The organism is Pseudomonas sp. Arb-4-2C (genome assembly GCF_055755015.1).
This window is the reverse complement of sequence record NZ_CM146899.1, coordinates 1,993,669-2,013,672: the sequence shown is the minus strand read 5'-3', so window position 1 is coordinate 2,013,672 and position 20,004 is coordinate 1,993,669. Positions and strand designations below refer to the sequence as shown.

Here is a 20,004-nt window from a genome sequence, read left to right as displayed (position 1 = left end):
GCTTTATCATGAGCGCAGTTTTGCTGATCGAGTCTGTCATGAAGTTCGCCATTGCGCTGTTTTCCGCCGCCCATGCGCCCTCCTCTCGCCGCGCCCTGCTGTTCGCTCAGGCAGCGCTGGCCGGTGGGCATGAGATTGTCCGGCTGTTTTTCTATCAGGACGGCGTCTACAACGCCTCCGACGCGGTGGTTACCCCGCAGGACGAACTGGACCTGCCCAAACAATGGCGCGCATTTATCACCGAGCAGCAACTGGACGGCGTGGTGTGCATCGCCGCCGCTTTGCGCCGTGGCGCATTGAACGGCGAAGAAGCCAAGCGCTACCAGCGTGAGGCGGTCTCGGTCAGCGCACCGTGGGAACTGTCCGGCCTCGGCCAGTTGCACGATGCGGTGCAGGACGCCGATCGACTGATCTGTTTCGGAGGCGCGTGACATGGCCAAATCCCTGTTGATCATTAGCCGCCAGTCGCCGTGGTCTGGCCCCGGCGCCCGCGAGGCGCTGGACATCGTGCTGGCCGGTGGCGCGTTCGACCTGCCGATCGGCCTGCTGTTTCTCGATGACGGCGTGCTGCAACTGGCCGCCGGGCAAAACGCCAAGGCCTTGCAGCAGAAAGACCTGAGCGCCAACCTGCAGGCACTACCGATGTTCGGCGTTGAAGAGTTGTTCTATTGCGCCGACAGCGCCAGCGTGCGTAGCCTGAGCGATCTGTCGCTGGACGACGCGCAGCCACTTGGCGCCGAGCAAATCACCGCCCTTATTGACCGTTACGACCAGGTGATCACCCTCTGATGTCGACTTTGCATGTGTTGTCTCATTCCCCGTTCGGCGACGAGCGCCTGACCAGTTGCCTGCGCGTGATCGGCGCCAACGATGCCTTGCTGCTGACCGGCGACGCGGTGTATGCCCTGCAACCCGGCACCGCGCCGTTCACTGCGCTGCAAAGCCGTCAGGTGAAACTCTGGGTGCTGGCCGAAGATACACAGGCGCGTGCCGTGCAGGTGCCGGACTGGGCCAAAGCCATCGATTACCCGGGCTTTGTCGAGCTGTCGATTCATCACGACAAGGTCAACAGCTGGCTATGAATTCTTTGACCGTCGGCGCCCGCGCCATCGAACTGGACAAGGACGGCTTTCTGGTCGACCTCAGCGACTGGTCCCGTGATGTCGCCGGCGCCCTCGCCGCCGCCGAAGGCATCGAACTGACCGCCGAACACTGGGAAGTCCTCGAACTGCTGCGCAACTTCTACGCGCAATTCCAGTTGTCGCCGGCCACGCGTCCATTGATCAAGTACACCGCACTGAAACTCGGCCCGGACAAAGGCAACAGCCTGCACCTGAACCGACTGTTCAAAGGCACCCCTGCCAAACTCGCCGCGAAACTGGCGGGCCTGCCCAAACCGACGAATTGCTTATGACCGACTTTCCAGCGCTGACCCTTGAAACGCCCGCCGAACACCCGTTCGCTCAATTCGTGCGGATCCTCGGCAAGGGCAAGCGCGGCGCCCGCGACCTGACCCGTGAGGAAGCCCGGGAAGCCATGGGCATGGTGCTCGACGACAAGGTCGAAGACACCCAGCTCGGGGCCTTCCTGATGTTGCTACGGCACAAGGAAGAAGGCGCCGAGGAGATGGCCGGTTTCACCGAAGCCTTGCGCGAGCGCTTGCAGGCGCCGGCGTTGAACGTCGATCTGGACTGGCCGACCTACGCCGGCAAGAAACGTCATCTGCCGTGGTATCTGCTGGCGGCCAAATGTCTGGCGCAAAACGGCGTGCGCATTTTCATGCATGGCGGCGGCGCACACACTGCCGGGCGCCTGTACACCGAACAACTGCTCGGCGAGCTGAACATCCCGCTGTGCCGCACCTGGCAGCAAGTCGGCAGTGCGCTGGACAATGGCGGCCTGGCGTTCATGCCGCTGATGGACTGGGCGCCGTCGTTGCAGAAGATGATCGACCTGCGCAACACCATGGGCCTGCGCTCGCCAATCCATTCGCTGGCCCGGATTCTCAATCCGCTGCGCGCGCGGTGTGGCCTGCAAAGTATTTTCCACCCGGGCTATCAAGCTGTGCATCGCGATGCCAGCGGCCTGCTCGGTGACACGGCGATCGTGGTCAAGGGCGATGGCGGCGAAATCGAGATCAACCCGGATGCCGACAGCCACCTGTACGGCACCACTGGCGGCGAGAGCTGGGACGAGGAATGGCCGCAACTGTCGAGCCAGCGCCACGTCAAGCCAGCCACGCTGGACGTGGAACACCTCAAGGCCGTGTGGCGCGGCGAGACGCTCGACAGCTATCCGCAAATGGCCCTGATCTCGACCATGGCCCTGGCCCTGCGCGGCCTTGGTCAAAGCCGCGAGCAAGCGTTCGAAACGGCCGAACAGTACTGGGCAGCACGCAACAAATCGATTTAACCGATCATTGACGCCCGATCTTTGCGCTTTTTGTTCGAACTCATCGGAATAGACTCGGCTCCAACGCTTATTGGATTGTGGAGTCTTGATCATGGGTTTACTCGTCGATGGCCGCTGGCAGGACAAGTGGTACGAAAGCAGCAAGGACGGCGCGTTCCAGCGCGAACAGGCACAACGCCGCCACTGGGTCACCGCTGACGGCCAGCCCGGGCCGAGCGGTGAAGGTGGTTTTGCCGCCGAAGCCGGGCGTTATCATCTCTATGTCTCCCTCGCCTGCCCTTGGGCGCACCGCACGCTGATTTTGCGCAAACTCAAAGGCCTGGAAAACCTGATCGACGTGTCCGTGGTCAGTTGGCTGATGCTGGAAAACGGCTGGACCTTCGACAAGGCCCACGGCTCGACCGGCGACAAGCTCGATCACTTCGATTTCATGCACCAGCGCTACACCGCCGACACACCGGACTACACCGGCCGCGTCACCGTTCCGGTGCTGTGGGACAAGAAACTCAAGCGCATCGTCAGCAATGAATCGGCGGAAATCATCCGTATGTTCAACAGCGCCTTCGATGACTTGACAGGCAACGAACTGGACTTCTACCCCGCGCCCTTGCGTGGCGAGATCGACGCGCTGAACGAGCGGATCTACCCGGCGGTAAACAACGGCGTGTATCGCGCAGGCTTCGCCACGTCACAGTCGGCCTATGAACAAGCCTTCGACGAGGTGTTTGCCGAGCTCGATCACCTGGAACGGGTGCTGGGCGCCAACCGTTATCTGACTGGCGAGTACCTGACCGAAGCCGACGTACGCTTGTTCACCACGATGATTCGCTTCGATGCGGTGTACCACGGGCACTTCAAGTGCAACCTGCGACGGATTGCCGATTGTCCGAACCTGTCGAACTGGTTGCGTGAGCTGTATCAGATGCCGGGCATTGGCGAGACGGTGGATTTTCAGCACATCAAGCATCACTACTACGGCAGTCACAAGACCATTAACCCGACGGGGATAGTACCGAAGGGACCGGAGCAGGATTTCAGCGTGGCGCACGATCGGGCGCGGCTAAACGGGAAAGGAGTTTGGCGCAGGGGTTGATATTTGTGCGATTTTTGAGGGTCCCCTTCGCGAGCAAGCCCGCTCCCACACTGGATCTGTGTCATGCACAAATCCAGTGTGGGAGCGGGCTTGCTCGCGAATGAGGGCTGCTCGGTGTTCAGACTTGCGCCTGAGCCCCCTCGAACCACGCCAGTTTCTCGCGCAGTTGCACCACTTCCCCTACGATCACCAATGTCGGCGCATGCACTTCATGCTCCGCCACCAGACGCGGCAGGTCGGCCAGCCTGCCAGTAAAGACCCGCTGATTGACCGTGGTGCCCTGCTGGATCAACGCCGCCGGGGTAGCCGCCGAGCGGCCGTGTTTGATCAACTGCTCGCAGATGATCGGCAAGCCCACCAGGCCCATGTAGAACACCAGCGTCTGTGCCGGCGCGACGAGGTCGGCCCACGGCAGATCGGTGGAACCGTCCTTCAGATGCCCGGTAACGAACCGCACCGACTGCGCGTAATCGCGATGGGTCAGCGGAATTCCGGCATACGCCGCGCATCCGCTGGCCGCCGTAATACCCGGCACCACCTGGAACGGAATCCCGTGGGCCGCCAGCTCTTCAATCTCTTCACCACCACGACCGAAGATGAACGGATCACCGCCCTTCAACCGCACCACACGCTTGCCAGCCTTGGCCAGGTTGACCAATTGCTGGTTGATCTGATCCTGCGGCACCGCGTGGTCGGCGCGACGCTTGCCGACGTAAATGCGTTCGGCATCGCGACGGCACAGCTCAAGAATCGCCGGCGCGACCAGACGGTCGTACAGCACCACGTCGGCTTGCTGCATCAGGCGCAAGGCGCGGAAGGTCAGCAGGTCCGGATCACCCGGCCCGGCGCCCACCAGATACACCTCGCCGGTGGTGATATCGGCTTCACCATCGATCTTGGCTTGCAGCAGTCGTTCGGCCTCGGCGCCCTGCCCGGCCAGTTGGCGGTCGGCAATCGGGCCTTGAAACACGTCTTCCCAGAAACCGCGACGTTGCTGAACATCCGGAAACAGGTTTTTCACCTGATGACGGAAACGCGCAGCCAGTCCGGCCAGCTGGCCGTAGGTCGAAGGAATCCAGGTTTCGATCTTGGCGCGAATCAAACGGGCCAGCACCGGCGCATCGCCGCCGCTGGACACCGCAATGATCAATGGCGAACGATCGACGATCGCTGGGAAGATCACGCTGCACAACTGCGGCGCGTCGACCACGTTGACCGGCACACAGCGCCGATGAGCATCGCTGGACACTTGCGCATTCAGCGCTTCATCGTCGGTGGCGGCGATGATCAGCCCGCAACCGTCCAGGTCCGCTTCCACGTACCCACGCAACAGGCACTCGCCACCGCTGGCAGTGACCAGTTCACGCAGTTGGCTTTCGATCTCAGGTGCGACCACCCGCAGCAGCGCACCGGCATCGGCCAGCAGGCGGGATTTGCGCAAGGCAATTTCCCCCCCACCGACGACCAACACACGACTGCCGCGCAGGTTGTGAAACAGCGGCAGATATTTCATTTAGCCGATGACCTCAAGGCCACCCATGTACGGTTTCAGCACGTCCGGCACACGGATCGAACCGTCGGCCTGCTGGTAGTTCTCCAGCACGGCAACCAGGGTACGACCGACCGCCAGACCGGAACCGTTCAGAGTGTGCACCAGCTCAGGCTTGCCGGTTTCCGGGTTGCGGAAACGCGCCTGCATGCGGCGGGCCTGGAAGTCGCCGCAGTTGGAGCACGACGAGATTTCACGGTATTTGTCCTGGCTCGGGATCCACACTTCCAGGTCGTAGGTCTTCACGGCGCTGAAGCCCATGTCGCCGGTGCACAGTGCCAGGGTGCGGTAAGGCAGGCCCAGCAGTTGCAGCACTTTCTCGGCGTTAGCGGTCAGGCCTTCCAGCGCGTCCATCGACGTCGACGGCTCAACGATCTGGACCATCTCGACCTTGTCGAACTGGTGCTGACGGATCATGCCGCGAGTGTCGCGACCCGATGCGCCAGCTTCGCTGCGAAAGCACGGGGTATGAGCGACGAACTTGATCGGCAGCAGTTTCGAGTCGACGATTTCACCGGCCACGATGTTGGTCAGCGACACTTCGGCAGTCGGGATCAGGTACAGATCCGCTTCGCCTTCGCGAGCGATCTTGAACAGGTCTTCTTCGAATTTCGGCAGCTGACCGGTGCCTTGCAGCGCCGGGGCCTGAACCAGATAAGGCGTGTAAGCCTCTTCGTAGCCGTGCTCGTTGACGTGCAGGTTGATCATGAACTGCGCCAGCGCGCGGTGCAGACGGGCGATCGGGCCGCGCAGCAGGGCGAAACGGGCGCCGGACAGCTTGGCGGCAGTTTCGAAATCCAGCCAGCCGAACTTCTCGCCCAGGGCGACGTGGTCTTTGACCTCGAAGTCGAACGCGGTCGGCGTGCCCCAGCGGCGCACTTCGACGTTGTCGTCTTCGTCTTTACCGACCGGAACGGATTCGTGCGGCAGGTTCGGGATGCCGAGCAGGATCGAGTCCAGTTCGGTCTGGATCGCGTCCAGCTCGACTTTACCGGCGCTCAGTTCGCCCGCCATGCGCTCGACATCCGCCATCAGCGGCGCGATGTCTTCGCCGCGCTGCTTGGCCTGACCGATGGATTTGGAACGCGCGTTACGCTCAGCCTGCAGTGCTTCGGTGCGGGTCTGGACGGTCTTGCGCTGTTCTTCCAGCGCTTCGATGCGCGCGGTATCCAGGGCAAAGCCACGGGAAGCCAGGCGGTCCGCTACGTCCTGAAGGTTGCTACGTAACAGTTTGGAATCGAGCATGTCGGTTTCTCGTTATCAAAGTTTGGTCAAAGACAGGCCAGCCCACGTTGCGAGCAGCCCGCCGAATACGCTGAGTGCCGCATAGCCCAGGGCCAGCGGCACTTGCCCGCTTTCCAGCAGGCGCACCGTATCCAGTGAAAAGGATGAAAAAGTCGTCAGCCCCCCGAGGAAGCCGACCATCAACCCGGCACGCACCTCGATCGGTACTTCCGGGCGTATCAAAAACAGGCCGTACAACACGCCAATCAACAGACAGCCCACGATATTAACGGCCAGCGTCGCGGTATAGAAGTGCCGCGGCCAATTGGCGTTGACCCAATTGGCCGTTGCGAAGCGCAACAAGGTGCCAGCGACTCCGCCGGCGGAGACTGCAACGATCAATGGAAGCACTATTTTCTCCGCTGCCTTGGGCTTAAACGGTCGAGCTGGGCGAGGTGGTTGAGCTTCTCGCCGATCTTCAATTCCAGGCCTCGGGGCACCGGTTGATAGAACGGGATCGGGTCGAGTTCTTCCGGGAAATAATCTTCGCCGGCGGCATACGCATCCGGCTCGTCGTGGGCATAACGGTATTCGTCACCGTAACCCAATTGTTTCATCAGCTTGGTCGGCGCGTTGCGCAGGTGCAGCGGCACTTCCAGCGAGCCGTGTTCGGCGGCGGCGCGCAGGGCGGTTTTGAAACCCATGTACACAGCGTTGCTTTTTGGCGCGCAGGCCAGATAGGTAATGGCCTGCGCCACTGCCAACTCACCTTCCGGGCTGCCGAGGCGCTCCTGCACTTCCCACGCCGCCAGGCACAGGCTCAACGCGCGCGGGTCGGCATTGCCGATGTCCTCGCTGGCCATGCGCACCACACGTCGGGCCAGGTACAGCGGATCGCATCCGCCATCGATCATCCGCGCGAACCAGTACAGGGCGCCGTCGGGATTGGAGCCGCGTACCGATTTGTGCAGCGCGGAAATCTGGTCGTAGAACGCTTCACCGCCCTTGTCGAAACGCCGACGGGTGTCGCCGAGCAGGCTTTGCAGCAGCTCAGTGCCGATCTCGCTGTTGTCTTCGGCCAGGTCCGAGGCGTTTTCCAGCAAATTGAGCAGACGCCGACCATCGCCATCGGCGGCCGACAGCAACATCTGGAAGCCTTCATCGTTCAACGTCAGATTGCGCTTGCCCAAGCCACGCTCTTCGGTGAGCGCGCGGTGCACCAGCTTGCGCAGCGCCGTTTCGTCGAGGCTTTTCAGCACGTAAACGCGCGCCCGCGACAACAGGGCGTTATTGAGTTCGAACGAAGGGTTTTCGGTGGTGGCGCCGATGAAGATCAACGTACCGTCCTCAACGTACGGCAGGAACGCATCCTGCTGCGACTTGTTGAAGCGGTGCACTTCATCGACGAACAGGATCGTGCGCTTGCCGTACTGGCCGGCCTGCTGCTTGGCGATTTCAACCGCCTGACGGATCTCCTTGACCCCGGCAAGCACCGCCGAGACCGTTTCGAAGTGCGCATCCGAGACTTCCGCGAGCAACCGCGCCAGTGTGGTCTTGCCCACGCCCGGCGGGCCCCAGAAGATCATCGAATGCAGGGCACCCTGCTCCAGCGCCTCACGCAGAGGTTTACCGCGAGCGAGCACGTGCTCCTGACCGACATACTCATCCAGATTGGTCGCACGCAAACGCGCGGCCAGTGGCTGGGCAATCGGTGCACTGCGAAACAGATCCATCACGTAGCGTTGAAACCTCTATTTGATCTCAAGATCGATCATTTACCCCTGTGGGAGCGGGCTTGCTCGCGAAAGCGGTGTGCCATCCGACCTCGATGGCGGCTGATCCACCGCCTTCGGGAGCAAGCCCCCTCCCACAAAGGTTATGGGTTTATTCCTGGATCACGTCGGCACCTTTGGGGATGTCGAACTTGAACTTCGACGCCGGTACCGCTTCGTTGGCCTTGACCCCGGTGAACAGGATGTTGGTGCGCTGGCCGACGCTGTCGATCAGTTGCATGTCATTGACCAGGCCATTGCGGAACGACAGACGCAGGTTGTCGAACAGGGTGTCCTTGGTTTTCGGCTTGAGAGTGAAGTCGATCACGCCGCCCGCTTCTTTCGCGGTGATGTCGAAGCTCTGGCTGATCTTCGATACGTCACCGGACAGCAGCAGTGCCGGAGTCTGAGTCAGGCGCTCGTCGAGCTTCTTGATGGTCGCCTGTTCCAGATCAGGGTCCCACAGGGTGACCTTTTTGCCGTCGGAGACCATGGTCTGCTCGTTCGGCGCATTGGTGTGCCAGTAGAACAGACCTGGACGCTGCAGGGTCATCTCACCGGTGGTTTCCTGCAACTGGGTACCGCTGCCGTCGAGGGTCAGCTGGGAAAAGTTCGCGGTCAGGGTTTTCGATGTTTCCAGCAGTTGGGTCAGACGCGCCACGTCCTTGTCATCGGCGTGGGCCGTGAGCGTGGTCAGCGCCAGTACTGGCAACAGCATGCGGATAAGACGCATGGGAGTCCTCGTGAATACTCGTTGGGAGAGCGGCGGCACATCATTGTCCCGCCTCTTGCTTTTGCAATCAGTCGCGTACCGGGCCCGGGGCCAGAACTTCACGCGAACCGTTGGTGTTCATGGAGGTGACGACCCCGGCCATTTCCATGGCTTCGATCATCCGTGCGGCACGGTTGTAGCCGATCTTCAGCTTGCGCTGTACCGCGGAAATAGAAGCACGGCGGCTTTCCAGGACGAACTGCACGGCTTCGTCATACAGCGCGTCGGCTTCAGGATCATCGCCGTCGCCACCACCGCTGCTGCCTTCAAAACCGCTGCCCGCCTCTTCGACACCGTTGAGGATGTCGTCATTGTATTCAGGTGCACCACGCAGCTTCCATGCTTCCACCACACGGTGGACTTCATCGTCGGAGACGAACGCGCCGTGAACCCGGATCGGCAGGCTGGTGCCCGGCGGCATGTAGAGCATGTCGCCGTGGCCCAGCAGTTGCTCGGCGCCGCCCTGGTCGATAATGGTCCGCGAGTCGATCTTGCTCGACACCTGAAACGCCATACGGGTCGGAATGTTGGCCTTGATCAGACCGGTGATCACGTCCACCGAAGGACGCTGGGTCGCGAGAATCAAATGGATACCGGCGGCACGCGCCTTCTGCGCGATACGGGCGATCAGCTCTTCGACTTTCTTGCCGACGATCATCATCATGTCGGCGAATTCGTCCACGACCACGACAATGGTCGGCAGCTTCTGCAGCAACGGCGCTTCGTCGTGAATGCTTTCGCGCTTGTACAGCGGATCGCTCAACGGCTCGCCGGCGTCCTGGGCTTCCTTGACCTTGGCGTTGAAGCCGGACAGGTTGCGCACGCCCATCTTCGCCATCAGCTTGTAACGGCGCTCCATCTCGGCAACGCTCCAGCGCAGGGCATTGGCGGCGTCCTTCATGTCGGTGACTACCGGGCACAGCAGGTGCGGAATGCCTTCGTAGATCGACAGTTCGAGCATCTTCGGGTCGATCATGATCAGCTTGGCGTCTTCCGGGCCGGACTTGAACAGGATCGACAGGATCATCGCGTTCACACCCACCGACTTACCGGAGCCGGTAGTACCGGCCACCAGCAGGTGCGGCATCTTCGCCAGGTCGGTGATGACCGGCTTGCCGCCAATGTCGTGGCCCAGAGCGAGGGTGACGGGCGACTTGAAGTTGTCGTACTCGGGGGTCGACAGCACTTCGGAGAAACGCACGATCTGCCGGTCTTCGTTGGGAATCTCGATACCGACCGTGGTCTTGCCCGGAATTACCTCGACCACCCGCACACTGGTCACCGCCAGCGAACGCGCCAGGTCTTTCGCCAGGTTGGCGATGCGGCTGACTTTGACGCCGGCGGCAGGCTGGATTTCGTAACGGGTAATCACCGGCCCCGGGTGGATCGAGTCCACTGTGACCTCGACGCCGAATTCCTTGAGCTTGATCTCCAGCAAGTGGCCGACCGCTGCCAGGGATTCAGGCGAATAATTGAGTTGTTTCTTTTCCGCAGGATCGAGAATCGAGATCGGTGGCAAGGTGCCTTCCACGGCGCTGTCGACAAACAACGGCACCTGTTTCTCTTTCTGCACGCGCTTGCTCGGCTCGGGCGCCTTGACCGGTGCCGGAGCGATGACCGGCGGTACCTGCTTCTCGCGATCGGACATGTGTTTGCTCAGGGCCTGCTCGCGTTCGATCAGGCGCTCCTTGACCTTGGCCTGTTCGCGCTTGTCGGTGACGGTCGGCGCGACCACATCATGGACGCGATCATCGACTTCACGCAGTTGCGCGACCAGTTGCTTGCGCTCGGTACGGGCCGACCACCAGCGGTTGATCGCGCCCTGGAACAGTTCGAACAGGTCGAGGGTGATCTTGCCGGTGACGTCCATCACCTTGAACCACGACAGGTCGGTGAACACCGTCAGGCCAAACAGGAACAGCGCGATGAACAACAGCGTGCTGCCCTGGATATTCAGGGCGTTGCGCGCCAGATCGCCAAGACTCTCCCCCAGCGCCCCGCCCGCACCCGCCGGCAGACCGGTGGCGGCGTGGAAATGGATATGCGCCAGCGCAGCACCGGAGAGCACCAGGAACACCAGACCGATCAGGCGCCAGGAAAACAGCCAGCCGCTCCACTGCCACGGTTCGTGGCGTTGACGGAAGATCTGATACGCCTTGATCGCCAGCAGCAGCGGAAAGATGTACGCGAAGTAACCCAGCACCATGAACAGGATGTCGGCGCTGTATGAGCCGGCCGGGCCGCCGAAGTTCTGCACGTCGTCGATCTTGCTGTTATGGCTCCAGCCCGGATCATCCTTGCCGTAGGTCAGCAAGGCCATCATCAGGAACAGGCACAAGGCACCGATGGCGATCAGTGCACCTTCCTTGAGCCGGTAGTGCAATTGCTGACGCCAGAGCGGAACGACTGTTTTTGGTGCTGCGGTGGATTTCTTCAAAACGCTTCTTTTCCTGCGCCCGGGGCGCGTCCATCTATTGAATGACGATAAAAAACTGCCCAATCCAGGCAGGTAAAAAAGTGAACCGGCACATCTGAGACTACTTTTAACACTGTGCCGCAGCTTTTATAAACACGGCTATAAACACGGCTCACGGCGAATATTTTGTAACAGCCCGGCATTGTACGGGTTTGTGCGGCTGATGCCATGCTTCAAACCCCATAGCAGAGCATAGCCAACCCCACAAATCCTGCGGCTCAATTTGAGCATGCATTGTCTTTTGTGACAAAGGCTTATGAGGTGTATTTGATGAACGCAGCGAAGCATTCACGCCTGATCATTCTTGGCTCCGGCCCCGCCGGTTACAGTGCCGCCGTGTACGCCGCCCGCGCCAACCTCAAACCGGTGGTCATTACCGGGCTACAGGCCGGTGGCCAGCTCACCACCACCGTCGAGGTCGACAACTGGCCCGGTGACGTCGAAGGCCTCACCGGCCCGGTACTGATGGAGCGCATGCAAAAACACGCCGAACGCTTTGCCACAGAGATCGTTTACGACCACATCCACACCGCCAAGTTGCAGCAGCGTCCGTTCGAGCTCATCGGTGACAGCGGCACCTACACCTGCGACGCGCTGATCATCGCCACCGGCGCTTCGGCGCAATACCTGGGCCTGCCCTCGGAAGATGCCTTCGCCGGCAAGAGGGTATCAGCCTGCGCGACCTGCGATGGTTTTTTCTACCGCAACCAGGTCGTCGCCGTGGTGGGTGGCGGCAACACCGCCGTCGAAGAGGCGCTGTACCTGTCGAACATCGCCAGGGAGGTGCATTTGATCCACCGGCGCGACAAATTGCGCTCGGAGAAAATCCTCCAGGACAAACTGTTCGAAAAAGCCGCCAATGGCAACGTTCGCCTGCACTGGAACCAGAATCTGGACGAAGTGCTGGGCGACGCCAGTGGCGTGACCGGGGCACGCTTGCGCGACAGCCACACCGGGCAAACCAGTGAACTGGCACTGGCTGGCGTATTCATCGCCATCGGCCACAAACCCAACACCGATCTGTTTCAGGGCCAGTTGCCGATGCGCGACGGCTATCTGCTGATCAAAGGCGGCAGTGACGGTGACGCGACGTCCACCGAAATCCCCGGCGTCTTCGCTGCCGGCGACGTGGCCGACCACGTCTACCGCCAGGCCGTGACCTCGGCCGGGGCCGGTTGCATGGCGGCACTGGACGCGGAGAAGTATCTGGACGACATTCCTGTCATTTAACGGCACACTTTATCGCGGGCCCTGCGCCCGCACCGCCCTCCCCTTCTGCAAGCCTGGACGCCATGCTGACTTGGTTACAACGCAACTCCCTGACCTTCCCGCCCCTGGAAAAGGCCATGCGCGATCCCAATGGATTGCTGGCTGCGGGTGGCGATCTGTCCGCCGACCGCTTGGTGCAGGCTTACCGGCACGGCTGTTTTCCGTGGTTTTCCGAAGGCCAGCCGATTCTCTGGTGGTCGCCGGATCCGCGTACCGTGCTGTTTCCCGACGAACTGCACGTCTCGCGCAGCCTCGGCAAACTGCTGCGCAAGGAACGCTATCAGGTGACCTTCGATCAGGATTTCGACGCCGTGATTCGCGCCTGCGCCGCGCCCCGGGATTACGCTGACGGCACCTGGATCACCGAAGCCATGCAGGACGCCTACCTGGAACTGCACCGCCGCGGTTTCGCCCACTCCGTCGAGGTCTGGGATCAAGGCCAACTGGTCGGCGGCCTCTATGGCCTGGCGATGGGGCAGCTGTTTTTCGGCGAATCCATGTTCAGCCGCGCCGACAATGCGTCCAAATATGGCTTTGCCACCCTGGTGCAGCACCTGAAAGACGCCGGATTCGTCCTGATTGACTGCCAGATGCCGACCGATCATCTGCACAGCCTCGGCGCCCGGGCGATCCCTCGCCACGAATTCGCCGACTATCTGGCCCGCCATCTGGATCAACCCAGTCGTGCCACCTGGGTTTGCTGAGCGACTTTTGCGCGCGTGGCTTACACTTAATTCACCAGCTTATCCCGAGGGTTGATCATGACCGAGTTGGCGCGCTTGAAGTTCTATGCCACTCAGCCTCATTCCTGCAGTTATCTGCCCGAGGAGCAGGCGACGACGCTGTTTCTCGACCCGAGTCAGCCCATGGATGTGCACGTCTACGCAGATCTCTCGGAAATGGGCTTTCGTCGCAGCGGCGATCACCTGTATCGGCCCCATTGCCAGAATTGCAATGCGTGCGTGCCTGCGCGCATTCCGGTGGCGCAGTTCAACCCAAACCGTCAGCAGAAACGTATTTTCAAACGCAATGCCGATCTGCAGGTGCGCCCGATAAAACCGCATTTCAGTGAAGAATATTTCGACCTGTACCAGCGCTACATCGAGCAGCGGCATGCCGACGGCGACATGTACCCACCCAGTCGTGACCAGTTCTCGACCTTTCTGGTACGTGACCTGCCCTTCTCGCGCTTCTATGAGTTTCGTCTCGACGGACGGTTGCTCGCCGTTGCGGTGACCGATTTGCTGCCCAACGGCTTGTCGGCGGTCTACACCTTTTACGAACCTGACGAGGAGCGCCGCAGCCTGGGACGTTTCGCGATCCTGTGGCAAATCGCCGAAAGCCAGCGGCTGGGGCTGGAAGCGGTGTATCTCGGTTATTGGATCAAGAACTGCAAAAAGATGAACTACAAGACCCAGTATCGCCCTATCGAATTGCTGATTAATCAGCGCTGGGTGATCCTGAACTAATCGCAGGCCCTAAACCCCTTGGCTTAAACCCCCTTTTTCGGGCACAATGCACGCCGCTTTTGCCTGGCGCAGTTGCACCGGGCCATTCATTGGACACCGAGGGCTTTACTGCATGTCGAAAGAAGACAGCTTCGAAATGGAAGGCACTGTCGTCGACACCCTGCCCAACACCATGTTTCGTGTGGAGTTGGAAAATGGGCACGTCGTAACCGCGCATATTTCCGGCAAGATGCGCAAGAACTACATTCGTATTCTTACCGGTGACAAAGTGCGCGTCGAGCTGACGCCCTATGACTTGAGCAAAGGGCGCATCACTTACCGCGCTCGCTAATCAAGTCAATACAAGACGCCCGGCTATGCCGGGCGTTTTTGTTTGTCTGCGATTTGGGTTTTGGTTTTGGGTGTATATCCGTTGCTGCGGGTGTTGCGGCTGGCGGTTTCGCTTTTACAGCGAGTCCCTTTTTCAAACGCCAAAAAGGAACCAAAAGGCTTTGCCCCGGCGTACGGCACTTCGCTGAGGCTCAGTGTTCCCTCCCTACGGTGTCCATCAGGGGGCATCGCCTACGGTTTGCTTCGCTGCACCTCCTCTCGATGTATGCGGCTTCGCCGCACGGCGCTGCGCGCCTACCCCCTGATGAACACCTACGCTCGGCCTGCCGAAGGGGCAAAAAATCAAGAGCCAAAGCCAAAGCCAAAACAAGATCAAAAGCCCCTCACCCCAAAGCCAAGCACGCTGTGCTTTTCACCACTCAACACGATGAGCGTTAGCTCGAGTAAAGCTTTTGATCTCAAGGCCCGTCGGCAGGCTGAGTGGAGGGATTGATCCGGGGGTGGGAGCGCAGCGACCGTGCGGCGCAGCCGCATGCATCGAGAGGAGGTGCAGCGAAGCAAACCGTAGGCGATGCCCCCGGATCAATCCCGGAGCGAAGGAACCCGAGCCACAGCGAGGGCCGAACGTCAGGGTAAAGCCTTTTTGGTTACTTTTTCGGCGTCTGGAAAAAGTGACCCGCCGTAAGGGCGGAACCCTAACAAGCCGTTACCGCAGCAACGGATATACACCCAAAACCCAAAAACTCCAGATAACAAAAAAGGCGCCCGAAGGCGCCTTCCGAAGCCACAACCAAGCCGTCAGGCCATCTCAGCCGTAGTCTCGAAGTCAAACGTCAGCTCACCATCCTTGATGTCGATGTGAACCACACCGCCATGCTCGGCCAGCTCGCCAAACAGAATCTCCTCCGCCAACGGACGCTTGATCTTGTCCTGGATCAAGCGCGCCATCGGACGTGCGCCCATGGCCGAATCGTAACCACCGGCCGCCAGCCAACTGCGCGCCGCGTCGGTAACCTCCAGCAACACACGCTTGTCTTCCAGTTGCGCCTGCAGTTCGGTGAGGAACTTGTCCACCACACTTTTGATGACCTCATGGCTGAGGCGACCAAACTGGATGATGGTGTCCAGGCGGTTACGGAATTCAGGCGTAAAGCTCTTCTTGATCACTTCCATCGCATCAGACGAGTGGTCCTGATGGGTGAAACCGATCGAAGCACGCGCTGCGGTCTCGGCACCGGCGTTGGTGGTCATGATGATGATCACGTTGCGGAAGTCCGCCTTGCGCCCGTTGTTGTCGGTGAGCGTACCGTGGTCCATCACCTGCAGCAGCAAGTTGAAGACTTCCGGATGCGCCTTCTCGATTTCATCGAGCAGCAATACGCAGTGCGGCTGCTTGGTGATCGCTTCGGTCAACAGACCGCCCTGATCGAAACCGACATAGCCCGGAGGCGCACCGATCAGACGCGATACGGTGTGGCGCTCCATGTACTCGGACATGTCGAAGCGCACCAGTTCGATCCCCAATGCCTTGGCCAGCTGCCGCGCAGCCTCGGTTTTACCGACACCGGTAGGCCCTGCGAACAGGAACGAACCGACCGGTTTGTCAGGCGACTTCAGGCCGGCACGGGACAGCTTGATCGCGGTCGACAGCGAATCGATCGCTGCGTCCTGACCAAACACCGTCAGCTTCAGGTCGCGCTCCAGGTTACGCAGAAGCTCCTTGTCGGAACTGGTGACGTGTTTCGGCGGAATCCGCGCGATTTTCGCCACGATGTCTTCAACCTGCGGCACGTCAATGCGCTTCACGCGCTTCTCGACCGGCTGCAGACGCTGATAGGCGCCCGCCTCGTCGATCACATCGATGGCCTTGTCCGGCATATGCCGGTCATTGATGTAGCGCGATGCCAGTTCAGCAGCGGCGCGCAACGACTCATCGCTGTATTCGATGTTGTGATGCTGTTCGAAACGCCCTTTCAGGCCGCGCAGGATACCGATGGTGTCTTCCACCGATGGCTCGACGACATCGACCTTCTGGAAGCGCCGCGCCAGAGCACGGTCCTTCTCGAAGATGCCGCGAAATTCCTGGAACGTGGTCGAGCCGATGCAGCGAATGTCGCCAGACGACAGCAATGGCTTGAGCAGGTTCGAGGCATCCATGACGCCACCGGACGCAGCACCCGCACCAATAATGGTGTGGATTTCGTCGATGAACAGAATCGCCTGCGGACGTTTTTTCAGTTCATTGAGCAGCGCCTTGAAGCGCTTCTCGAAATCACCGCGATACTTGGTGCCCGCGAGCAGAGCACCGAGATCGAGCGAGTAGACGACGCTGTTGGCCAGCAGATCCGGCACCTGGTTGTCGACAATACGCTTGGCCAGACCTTCGGCAATCGCGGTTTTACCCACGCCAGCCTCACCCACCAGCAGCGGATTGTTCTTGCGCCGACGCGCAAGAATCTGCGCGACACGCTCGACTTCCATTTCGCGGCCGACCAACGGGTCAATGCGGCCCTGGCGCGCGAGTTCGTTCAGGTTGCTGGCATAAGCATCCAGAGGATTGCCTGAGGAAGAAGACTCACCGCCCTCGTCGTCCTGCATATCTTGTTCACCTTCAGAGTGATCGCCGTGCCCAGGCACCTTTGAAATGCCGTGGGCGATGTAATTGACGACATCAATGCGCGCAACGCTCTGCTGTTTCAGCAGAAACACGGCCTGACTCTCTTGCTCACTGAAGATTGCAACCAGCACGTTGGCGCCAGTCACTTCGCGTTTGCCCGAGCTCTGTACGTGAAAAACAGCACGTTGCAGTACACGCTGGAAGCCCAGGGTTGGCTGGGTTTCGCGATCTTCGTCATGGACGGGGATCAATGGCGTGGTGGAGTCGATGAACTCCTGCAGGTCGTGCTTGAGTTTGTCGAGGTTTGCGCCGCAGGCACGCAATACGGTGGCGGCAGCCTCATTGTCCAATAGGGCCAGCAGCAGGTGTTCGACGGTCATGAATTCATGACGCTTCGAACGAGCCTCCTTGAAGGCAAGATTGAGGGTGACTTCGAGCTCGCGGTTTAACATAGCTTCACCTCATACCCAAGTGGTCGGCGATTAACCGTCCTTCTCGATTTCACAGAGTAGCGGATGCTGGCTTTCCCTGGCGTACTGGTTGACCTGCATGGCCTTTGTCTCGGCGATGTCGCGGGTAAACACTCCACATACTGCCCGTCCTTCTGTGTGGACGGCCAGCATGACCTTGGTCGCCAGCTCGCGATTCAGGTTAAAAAACACCTCGAGCACTTCGACGACGAAATCCATCGGTGTGTAGTCATCGTTGAACAAAACCACCTTGTACATCGGCGGCGCCTGTAACGCAGGCTTTGCTTCCTGAACAGCAACGCCTGCCGAATCGTCGTCGTGCTCCTGTGGAAGATCCTTTTGGAGAAGCGGGCGATCCTGATTGAATGTTAGTCGAATCTGGCTGATTGCATGCATGGAAAGAAAGGTTCGTCAGTTGTGCAAATACAGTGGTGGGGGCGGTTGTGCACCTTTTCAACTCCGACTGCCCGGTCACCTTGACTATCGGGAAAACGGTGTTACAACCAATAGAGCCCACAGTGGGTAAAAAAGATCCGCGGAGTCAATTCATTTAACCGAATTCGATTGCGGATGTCCTGGATGATACTCCAGCGATGGAGTCTGTTGCAGAGGGATTTGAGCATGGCTGTCGGCAAGGTCAAGTGGTTCAACAATGCCAAGGGATTCGGCTTCATCAACACCGATGCCCGCGAAGGACGCGACGAGGATGGCAAAGACATTGATTTCTTTGCGCACTACTCCGCCATTGAGATGGACGGGTATAAAACCCTCAAGGCCGGACAGGCCGTGAGCTTCGACATCGTTCAAGGCCCCAAAGGCCTGCACGCCGTCAAGATCAAAGCTGCGACAGCTGCCAGCGAGCCGGCCGTGCCTGCGCACCATACCGAAAAGGTGTCGAGCTGACGCTACCCGTCACTCAGCCATGAAAAAACCGCCCGAAGGCGGTTTTTTTGTACCCGCATCGCTTACATGTGCGAAATCAGCGCATCTCCGAAGCCCGAAGACGAAACCAGCTTGGCCCCATCCATCAGACGTTCGAAGTCATAAGTCACGGTCTTGGCACCGATGGCGCCGTTGGTGCCCTTGATGATCAGGTCCGCCGCTTCGGTCCAGCCCATGTGGCGCAGCATCATCTCGGCCGAGAGAATCAGCGAACCCGGGTTGACCTGATCCTTGCCGGCGTACTTCGGCGCAGTACCGTGAGTCGCTTCGAACATCGCCACGGTATCGGACAGGTTGGCGCCCGGCGCGATACCGATACCGCCCACTTCCGCCGCCAGAGCGTCGGAGAGGTAGTCGCCGTTGAGGTTAAGGGTCGCGATCACGTCGTACTCGGCCGGGCGCAGCAGGATCTGCTGGAGCATGGCGTCGGCGATGGCATCTTTCACGATGACGTTCTTGCCGGTTTTCGGGTTCTTGAACTGCATCCACGGACCGCCGTCGAGCAAGGTCGCGCCAAACTCCTCGGCCGCCACTTCATAGGCCCATTCCTTGAAGGCACCTTCGGTGAACTTCATGATGTTGCCTTTGTGCACGATGGTCAGCGAGTCGCGATCGTTGTCGACCACATATTGCAGGGCCTTGCGCGCCAGACGCTTGGTACCTTCGAGCGAAACCGGCTTGACGCCGATGCCGCAGTTTTGGTCGAAACGGATCTTGGTGACGCCCATTTCTTCTTTAAGGAATTTGATGACCTTGGTGGCCTCCGGCGAACCGGCCTTCCACTCGATGCCGGCGTAGATGTCTTCGGAGTTCTCGCGAAAGATGGTCATGTCGACGTCGCCAGGCTTTTTCACCGGGCTTGGCACACCTTCGAACCAGCGCACCGGGCGCAGGCAGACGTACAGGTCGAGTTGCTGACGCAGGGCCACGTTCAGCGAACGGATGCCGCCACCGACCGGCGTGGTCAGCGGGCCTTTGATGGAAACCACGTAATCCTTGACCGCGTCCAGGGTTTCCTGGGGCAGCCAGGTGTCCTGGTCGTAAACCTGAGTGGCTTTTTCGCCGGCATAGACTTCCATCCAGGAAATCTTGCGCTTGCCGCCGTAGGCCTTCTGAACAGCAGCATCGACAACCTTGATCATCACCGGGCTGATGTCGACACCAATGCCGTCACCTTCGATGAAGGGGATGATCGGGTTATCAGGAACATTGAGAGAATGGTCTGCATTGACGGTGATTTTGTCGCCGACGGCTGGAACCTGAATCTTCTTGTAACCCATGCTGAACTCCATTGTTTGGATTGAACATCTGGCTTGGTTCGAGCGTAACCCAGTTAAATCAACACGCAAACCCTCTGTTCACGGCGCGGGCACATCTGGTTTCGTACAAGCCTGAAAGCAAAGGGAAAAGCGCCAAACTCAAGCATTCACAGCGACTCTACGCGCCACCCTGCCCTGCGACCTTTAGACCAATGGACGAGAATCGTTGCATATGAACCATCGGCAGATTGCCAGCTACCTATGTATAATGCCGCCCGCTGACCAAAGGGTCACGACGGCTGGCCTCTCTAGCACGAGACTTTCCGCCTGATTGGTCGGGTTGTTACCGC

General features: G+C 59.9%; 20 protein-coding genes. 11 read left to right on the top strand and 9 right to left on the bottom strand.

Features of this window, described 5'->3' with window-relative positions; all coding sequences use genetic code 11:
• The first annotated feature begins 38 nt into the window (after positions 1-38).
• The 6 genes from tusD (at position 39) to AC0J41_RS09030 (ending at position 3,505) form a co-directional block, all read left to right on the top strand.
• Positions 39-431, top strand: coding sequence for a sulfurtransferase complex subunit TusD (gene tusD / locus AC0J41_RS09055; protein WP_473015242.1), 393 nt, complete (start codon positions 39-41; stop codon positions 429-431).
• A 1-nt stretch (position 432) separates the two neighbouring features.
• Positions 433-789 (top strand): sulfurtransferase complex subunit TusC, encoded by a 357-nt coding sequence (gene tusC, locus AC0J41_RS09050; RefSeq protein WP_473015241.1) that lies wholly within the window; start codon positions 433-435, stop codon positions 787-789.
• Complete coding sequence (gene tusB / locus AC0J41_RS09045) at positions 789-1,082, top strand: sulfurtransferase complex subunit TusB (protein ID WP_473015240.1); 294 nt, start codon at positions 789-791, stop codon at positions 1,080-1,082. Before tusC ends, tusB begins: the two co-directional genes overlap by 1 nt.
• Complete coding sequence (locus AC0J41_RS09040) at positions 1,079-1,414, top strand: TusE/DsrC/DsvC family sulfur relay protein (RefSeq protein ID WP_025109016.1); 336 nt, start codon at positions 1,079-1,081, stop codon at positions 1,412-1,414. Before tusB ends, AC0J41_RS09040 begins: the two co-directional genes overlap by 4 nt.
• Positions 1,411-2,412, top strand: coding sequence for a glycosyl transferase family protein (locus AC0J41_RS09035; RefSeq protein WP_473015239.1), 1,002 nt, complete (start codon positions 1,411-1,413; stop codon positions 2,410-2,412). Before AC0J41_RS09040 ends, AC0J41_RS09035 begins: the two co-directional genes overlap by 4 nt.
• 91 nt (positions 2,413-2,503) lie before the next feature.
• The gene (locus AC0J41_RS09030; RefSeq protein ID WP_473015238.1) at positions 2,504-3,505 is read left to right on the top strand and encodes a glutathione S-transferase family protein; all 1,002 of its coding nucleotides are present in this window, start codon (positions 2,504-2,506) and stop codon (positions 3,503-3,505) included.
• Between the two features lie 118 nt (positions 3,506-3,623).
• On the opposite strand, the gene cysG is transcribed toward AC0J41_RS09030, so the two are convergent.
• From cysG to AC0J41_RS09000, 6 genes are all read right to left on the bottom strand, one after another.
• Positions 3,624-5,018, bottom strand: coding sequence for a siroheme synthase CysG (gene cysG, locus AC0J41_RS09025; protein WP_473015237.1), 1,395 nt, complete (start codon positions 5,016-5,018; stop codon positions 3,624-3,626).
• Positions 5,019-6,299, bottom strand: a complete 1,281-nt coding sequence (serS, locus tag AC0J41_RS09020) for a serine--tRNA ligase (protein WP_454565878.1) — start codon at positions 6,297-6,299, stop codon at positions 5,019-5,021.
• A 15-nt stretch (positions 6,300-6,314) separates the two neighbouring features.
• The gene (gene crcB, locus AC0J41_RS09015; protein ID WP_025109012.1) at positions 6,315-6,689 is read right to left on the bottom strand and encodes a fluoride efflux transporter CrcB; all 375 of its coding nucleotides are present in this window, start codon (positions 6,687-6,689) and stop codon (positions 6,315-6,317) included.
• A complete protein-coding gene (locus tag AC0J41_RS09010; RefSeq protein WP_025109011.1) occupies positions 6,689-8,011 on the bottom strand; it encodes a replication-associated recombination protein A in 1,323 nt (440 codons plus the stop codon). The genes crcB and AC0J41_RS09010 overlap by 1 nt, the downstream gene beginning before the upstream one ends.
• Positions 8,012-8,162: 151 nt before the next feature.
• Entirely contained in the window at positions 8,163-8,783 is a 621-nt protein-coding gene (lolA, locus tag AC0J41_RS09005; RefSeq protein ID WP_473015234.1) for an outer membrane lipoprotein periplasmic chaperone LolA, read from the bottom strand.
• Between the two features lie 67 nt (positions 8,784-8,850).
• Complete coding sequence (locus AC0J41_RS09000) at positions 8,851-11,259, bottom strand: DNA translocase FtsK (RefSeq protein ID WP_025109009.1); 2,409 nt, start codon at positions 11,257-11,259, stop codon at positions 8,851-8,853.
• 309 nt (positions 11,260-11,568) lie between these two features.
• Here AC0J41_RS09000 and trxB point away from each other — a divergent pair, with 309 nt between their 5' ends.
• The 4 genes from trxB to infA all read left to right on the top strand — a co-directional run bounded on the left by trxB (position 11,569) and on the right by infA (position 14,367).
• Positions 11,569-12,528 carry a thioredoxin-disulfide reductase gene (gene trxB / locus AC0J41_RS08995; protein ID WP_473015232.1) on the top strand — a complete coding sequence of 320 codons (960 nt, stop codon included), beginning with the start codon at positions 11,569-11,571 and terminating at the stop codon, positions 12,526-12,528.
• 62 nt (positions 12,529-12,590) lie between these two features.
• Positions 12,591-13,271, top strand: coding sequence for a leucyl/phenylalanyl-tRNA--protein transferase (gene aat, locus AC0J41_RS08990; RefSeq protein WP_025109007.1), 681 nt, complete (start codon positions 12,591-12,593; stop codon positions 13,269-13,271).
• A 57-nt stretch (positions 13,272-13,328) separates the two neighbouring features.
• Positions 13,329-14,036, top strand: a complete 708-nt coding sequence (locus AC0J41_RS08985; protein ID WP_025109006.1) for an arginyltransferase — start codon at positions 13,329-13,331, stop codon at positions 14,034-14,036.
• Between the two features lie 112 nt (positions 14,037-14,148).
• Positions 14,149-14,367: a translation initiation factor IF-1 gene (infA, locus tag AC0J41_RS08980; protein ID WP_002553999.1), complete on the top strand. Its 219-nt coding sequence runs from the start codon at positions 14,149-14,151 to the stop codon at positions 14,365-14,367.
• 797 nt (positions 14,368-15,164) lie between these two features.
• On the opposite strand, the gene clpA is transcribed toward infA, so the two are convergent.
• Together clpA and clpS are read right to left on the bottom strand one after the other, a co-directional pair.
• Positions 15,165-17,435, bottom strand: coding sequence for an ATP-dependent Clp protease ATP-binding subunit ClpA (gene clpA / locus AC0J41_RS08975; protein ID WP_025109005.1), 2,271 nt, complete (start codon positions 17,433-17,435; stop codon positions 15,165-15,167).
• Between the two features lie 30 nt (positions 17,436-17,465).
• Complete coding sequence (gene clpS / locus AC0J41_RS08970; protein WP_011334948.1) at positions 17,466-17,849, bottom strand: ATP-dependent Clp protease adapter ClpS; 384 nt, start codon at positions 17,847-17,849, stop codon at positions 17,466-17,468.
• 225 nt (positions 17,850-18,074) lie between these two features.
• Between clpS and AC0J41_RS08965 the strand changes: the two genes are divergently transcribed.
• On the top strand, positions 18,075-18,356 hold the full coding sequence (locus AC0J41_RS08965; RefSeq protein ID WP_473015229.1) for a cold shock domain-containing protein: 282 nt from the start codon (positions 18,075-18,077) through the stop codon (positions 18,354-18,356).
• Between the two features lie 62 nt (positions 18,357-18,418).
• On the opposite strand, the gene icd is transcribed toward AC0J41_RS08965, so the two are convergent.
• On the bottom strand, positions 18,419-19,675 hold the full coding sequence (icd, locus tag AC0J41_RS08960) for an NADP-dependent isocitrate dehydrogenase (RefSeq protein WP_025109003.1): 1,257 nt from the start codon (positions 19,673-19,675) through the stop codon (positions 18,419-18,421).
• Positions 19,676-20,004: the final 329 nt, after the last annotated feature.

Coding starts and splice junctions, on each gene's coding strand:
- trxB (WP_473015232.1), top strand. CDS start 11,569: ATGAACGCAGCGAAGCATTCACGCCTGATCATTCTTGGCTCCGGCCCC.
- icd (WP_025109003.1), bottom strand. CDS start 19,675: ATGGGTTACAAGAAGATTCAGGTTCCAGCCGTCGGCGACAAAATCACC.
- cysG (WP_473015237.1), bottom strand. CDS start 5,018: ATGAAATATCTGCCGCTGTTTCACAACCTGCGCGGCAGTCGTGTGTTG.
- AC0J41_RS09010 (WP_025109011.1), bottom strand. CDS start 8,011: ATGGATCTGTTTCGCAGTGCACCGATTGCCCAGCCACTGGCCGCGCGT.
- aat (WP_025109007.1), top strand. CDS start 12,591: ATGCTGACTTGGTTACAACGCAACTCCCTGACCTTCCCGCCCCTGGAA.
- AC0J41_RS09035 (WP_473015239.1), top strand. CDS start 1,411: ATGACCGACTTTCCAGCGCTGACCCTTGAAACGCCCGCCGAACACCCG.
- clpS (WP_011334948.1), bottom strand. CDS start 17,849: ATGCATGCAATCAGCCAGATTCGACTAACATTCAATCAGGATCGCCCG.
- lolA (WP_473015234.1), bottom strand. CDS start 8,783: ATGCGTCTTATCCGCATGCTGTTGCCAGTACTGGCGCTGACCACGCTC.
- infA (WP_002553999.1), top strand. CDS start 14,149: ATGTCGAAAGAAGACAGCTTCGAAATGGAAGGCACTGTCGTCGACACC.
- tusB (WP_473015240.1), top strand. CDS start 789: ATGTCGACTTTGCATGTGTTGTCTCATTCCCCGTTCGGCGACGAGCGC.
- AC0J41_RS08985 (WP_025109006.1), top strand. CDS start 13,329: ATGACCGAGTTGGCGCGCTTGAAGTTCTATGCCACTCAGCCTCATTCC.
- AC0J41_RS09030 (WP_473015238.1), top strand. CDS start 2,504: ATGGGTTTACTCGTCGATGGCCGCTGGCAGGACAAGTGGTACGAAAGC.
- tusD (WP_473015242.1), top strand. CDS start 39: ATGAAGTTCGCCATTGCGCTGTTTTCCGCCGCCCATGCGCCCTCCTCT.
- AC0J41_RS08965 (WP_473015229.1), top strand. CDS start 18,075: ATGGCTGTCGGCAAGGTCAAGTGGTTCAACAATGCCAAGGGATTCGGC.
- tusC (WP_473015241.1), top strand. CDS start 433: ATGGCCAAATCCCTGTTGATCATTAGCCGCCAGTCGCCGTGGTCTGGC.
- clpA (WP_025109005.1), bottom strand. CDS start 17,435: ATGTTAAACCGCGAGCTCGAAGTCACCCTCAATCTTGCCTTCAAGGAG.
- AC0J41_RS09040 (WP_025109016.1), top strand. CDS start 1,079: ATGAATTCTTTGACCGTCGGCGCCCGCGCCATCGAACTGGACAAGGAC.
- serS (WP_454565878.1), bottom strand. CDS start 6,299: ATGCTCGATTCCAAACTGTTACGTAGCAACCTTCAGGACGTAGCGGAC.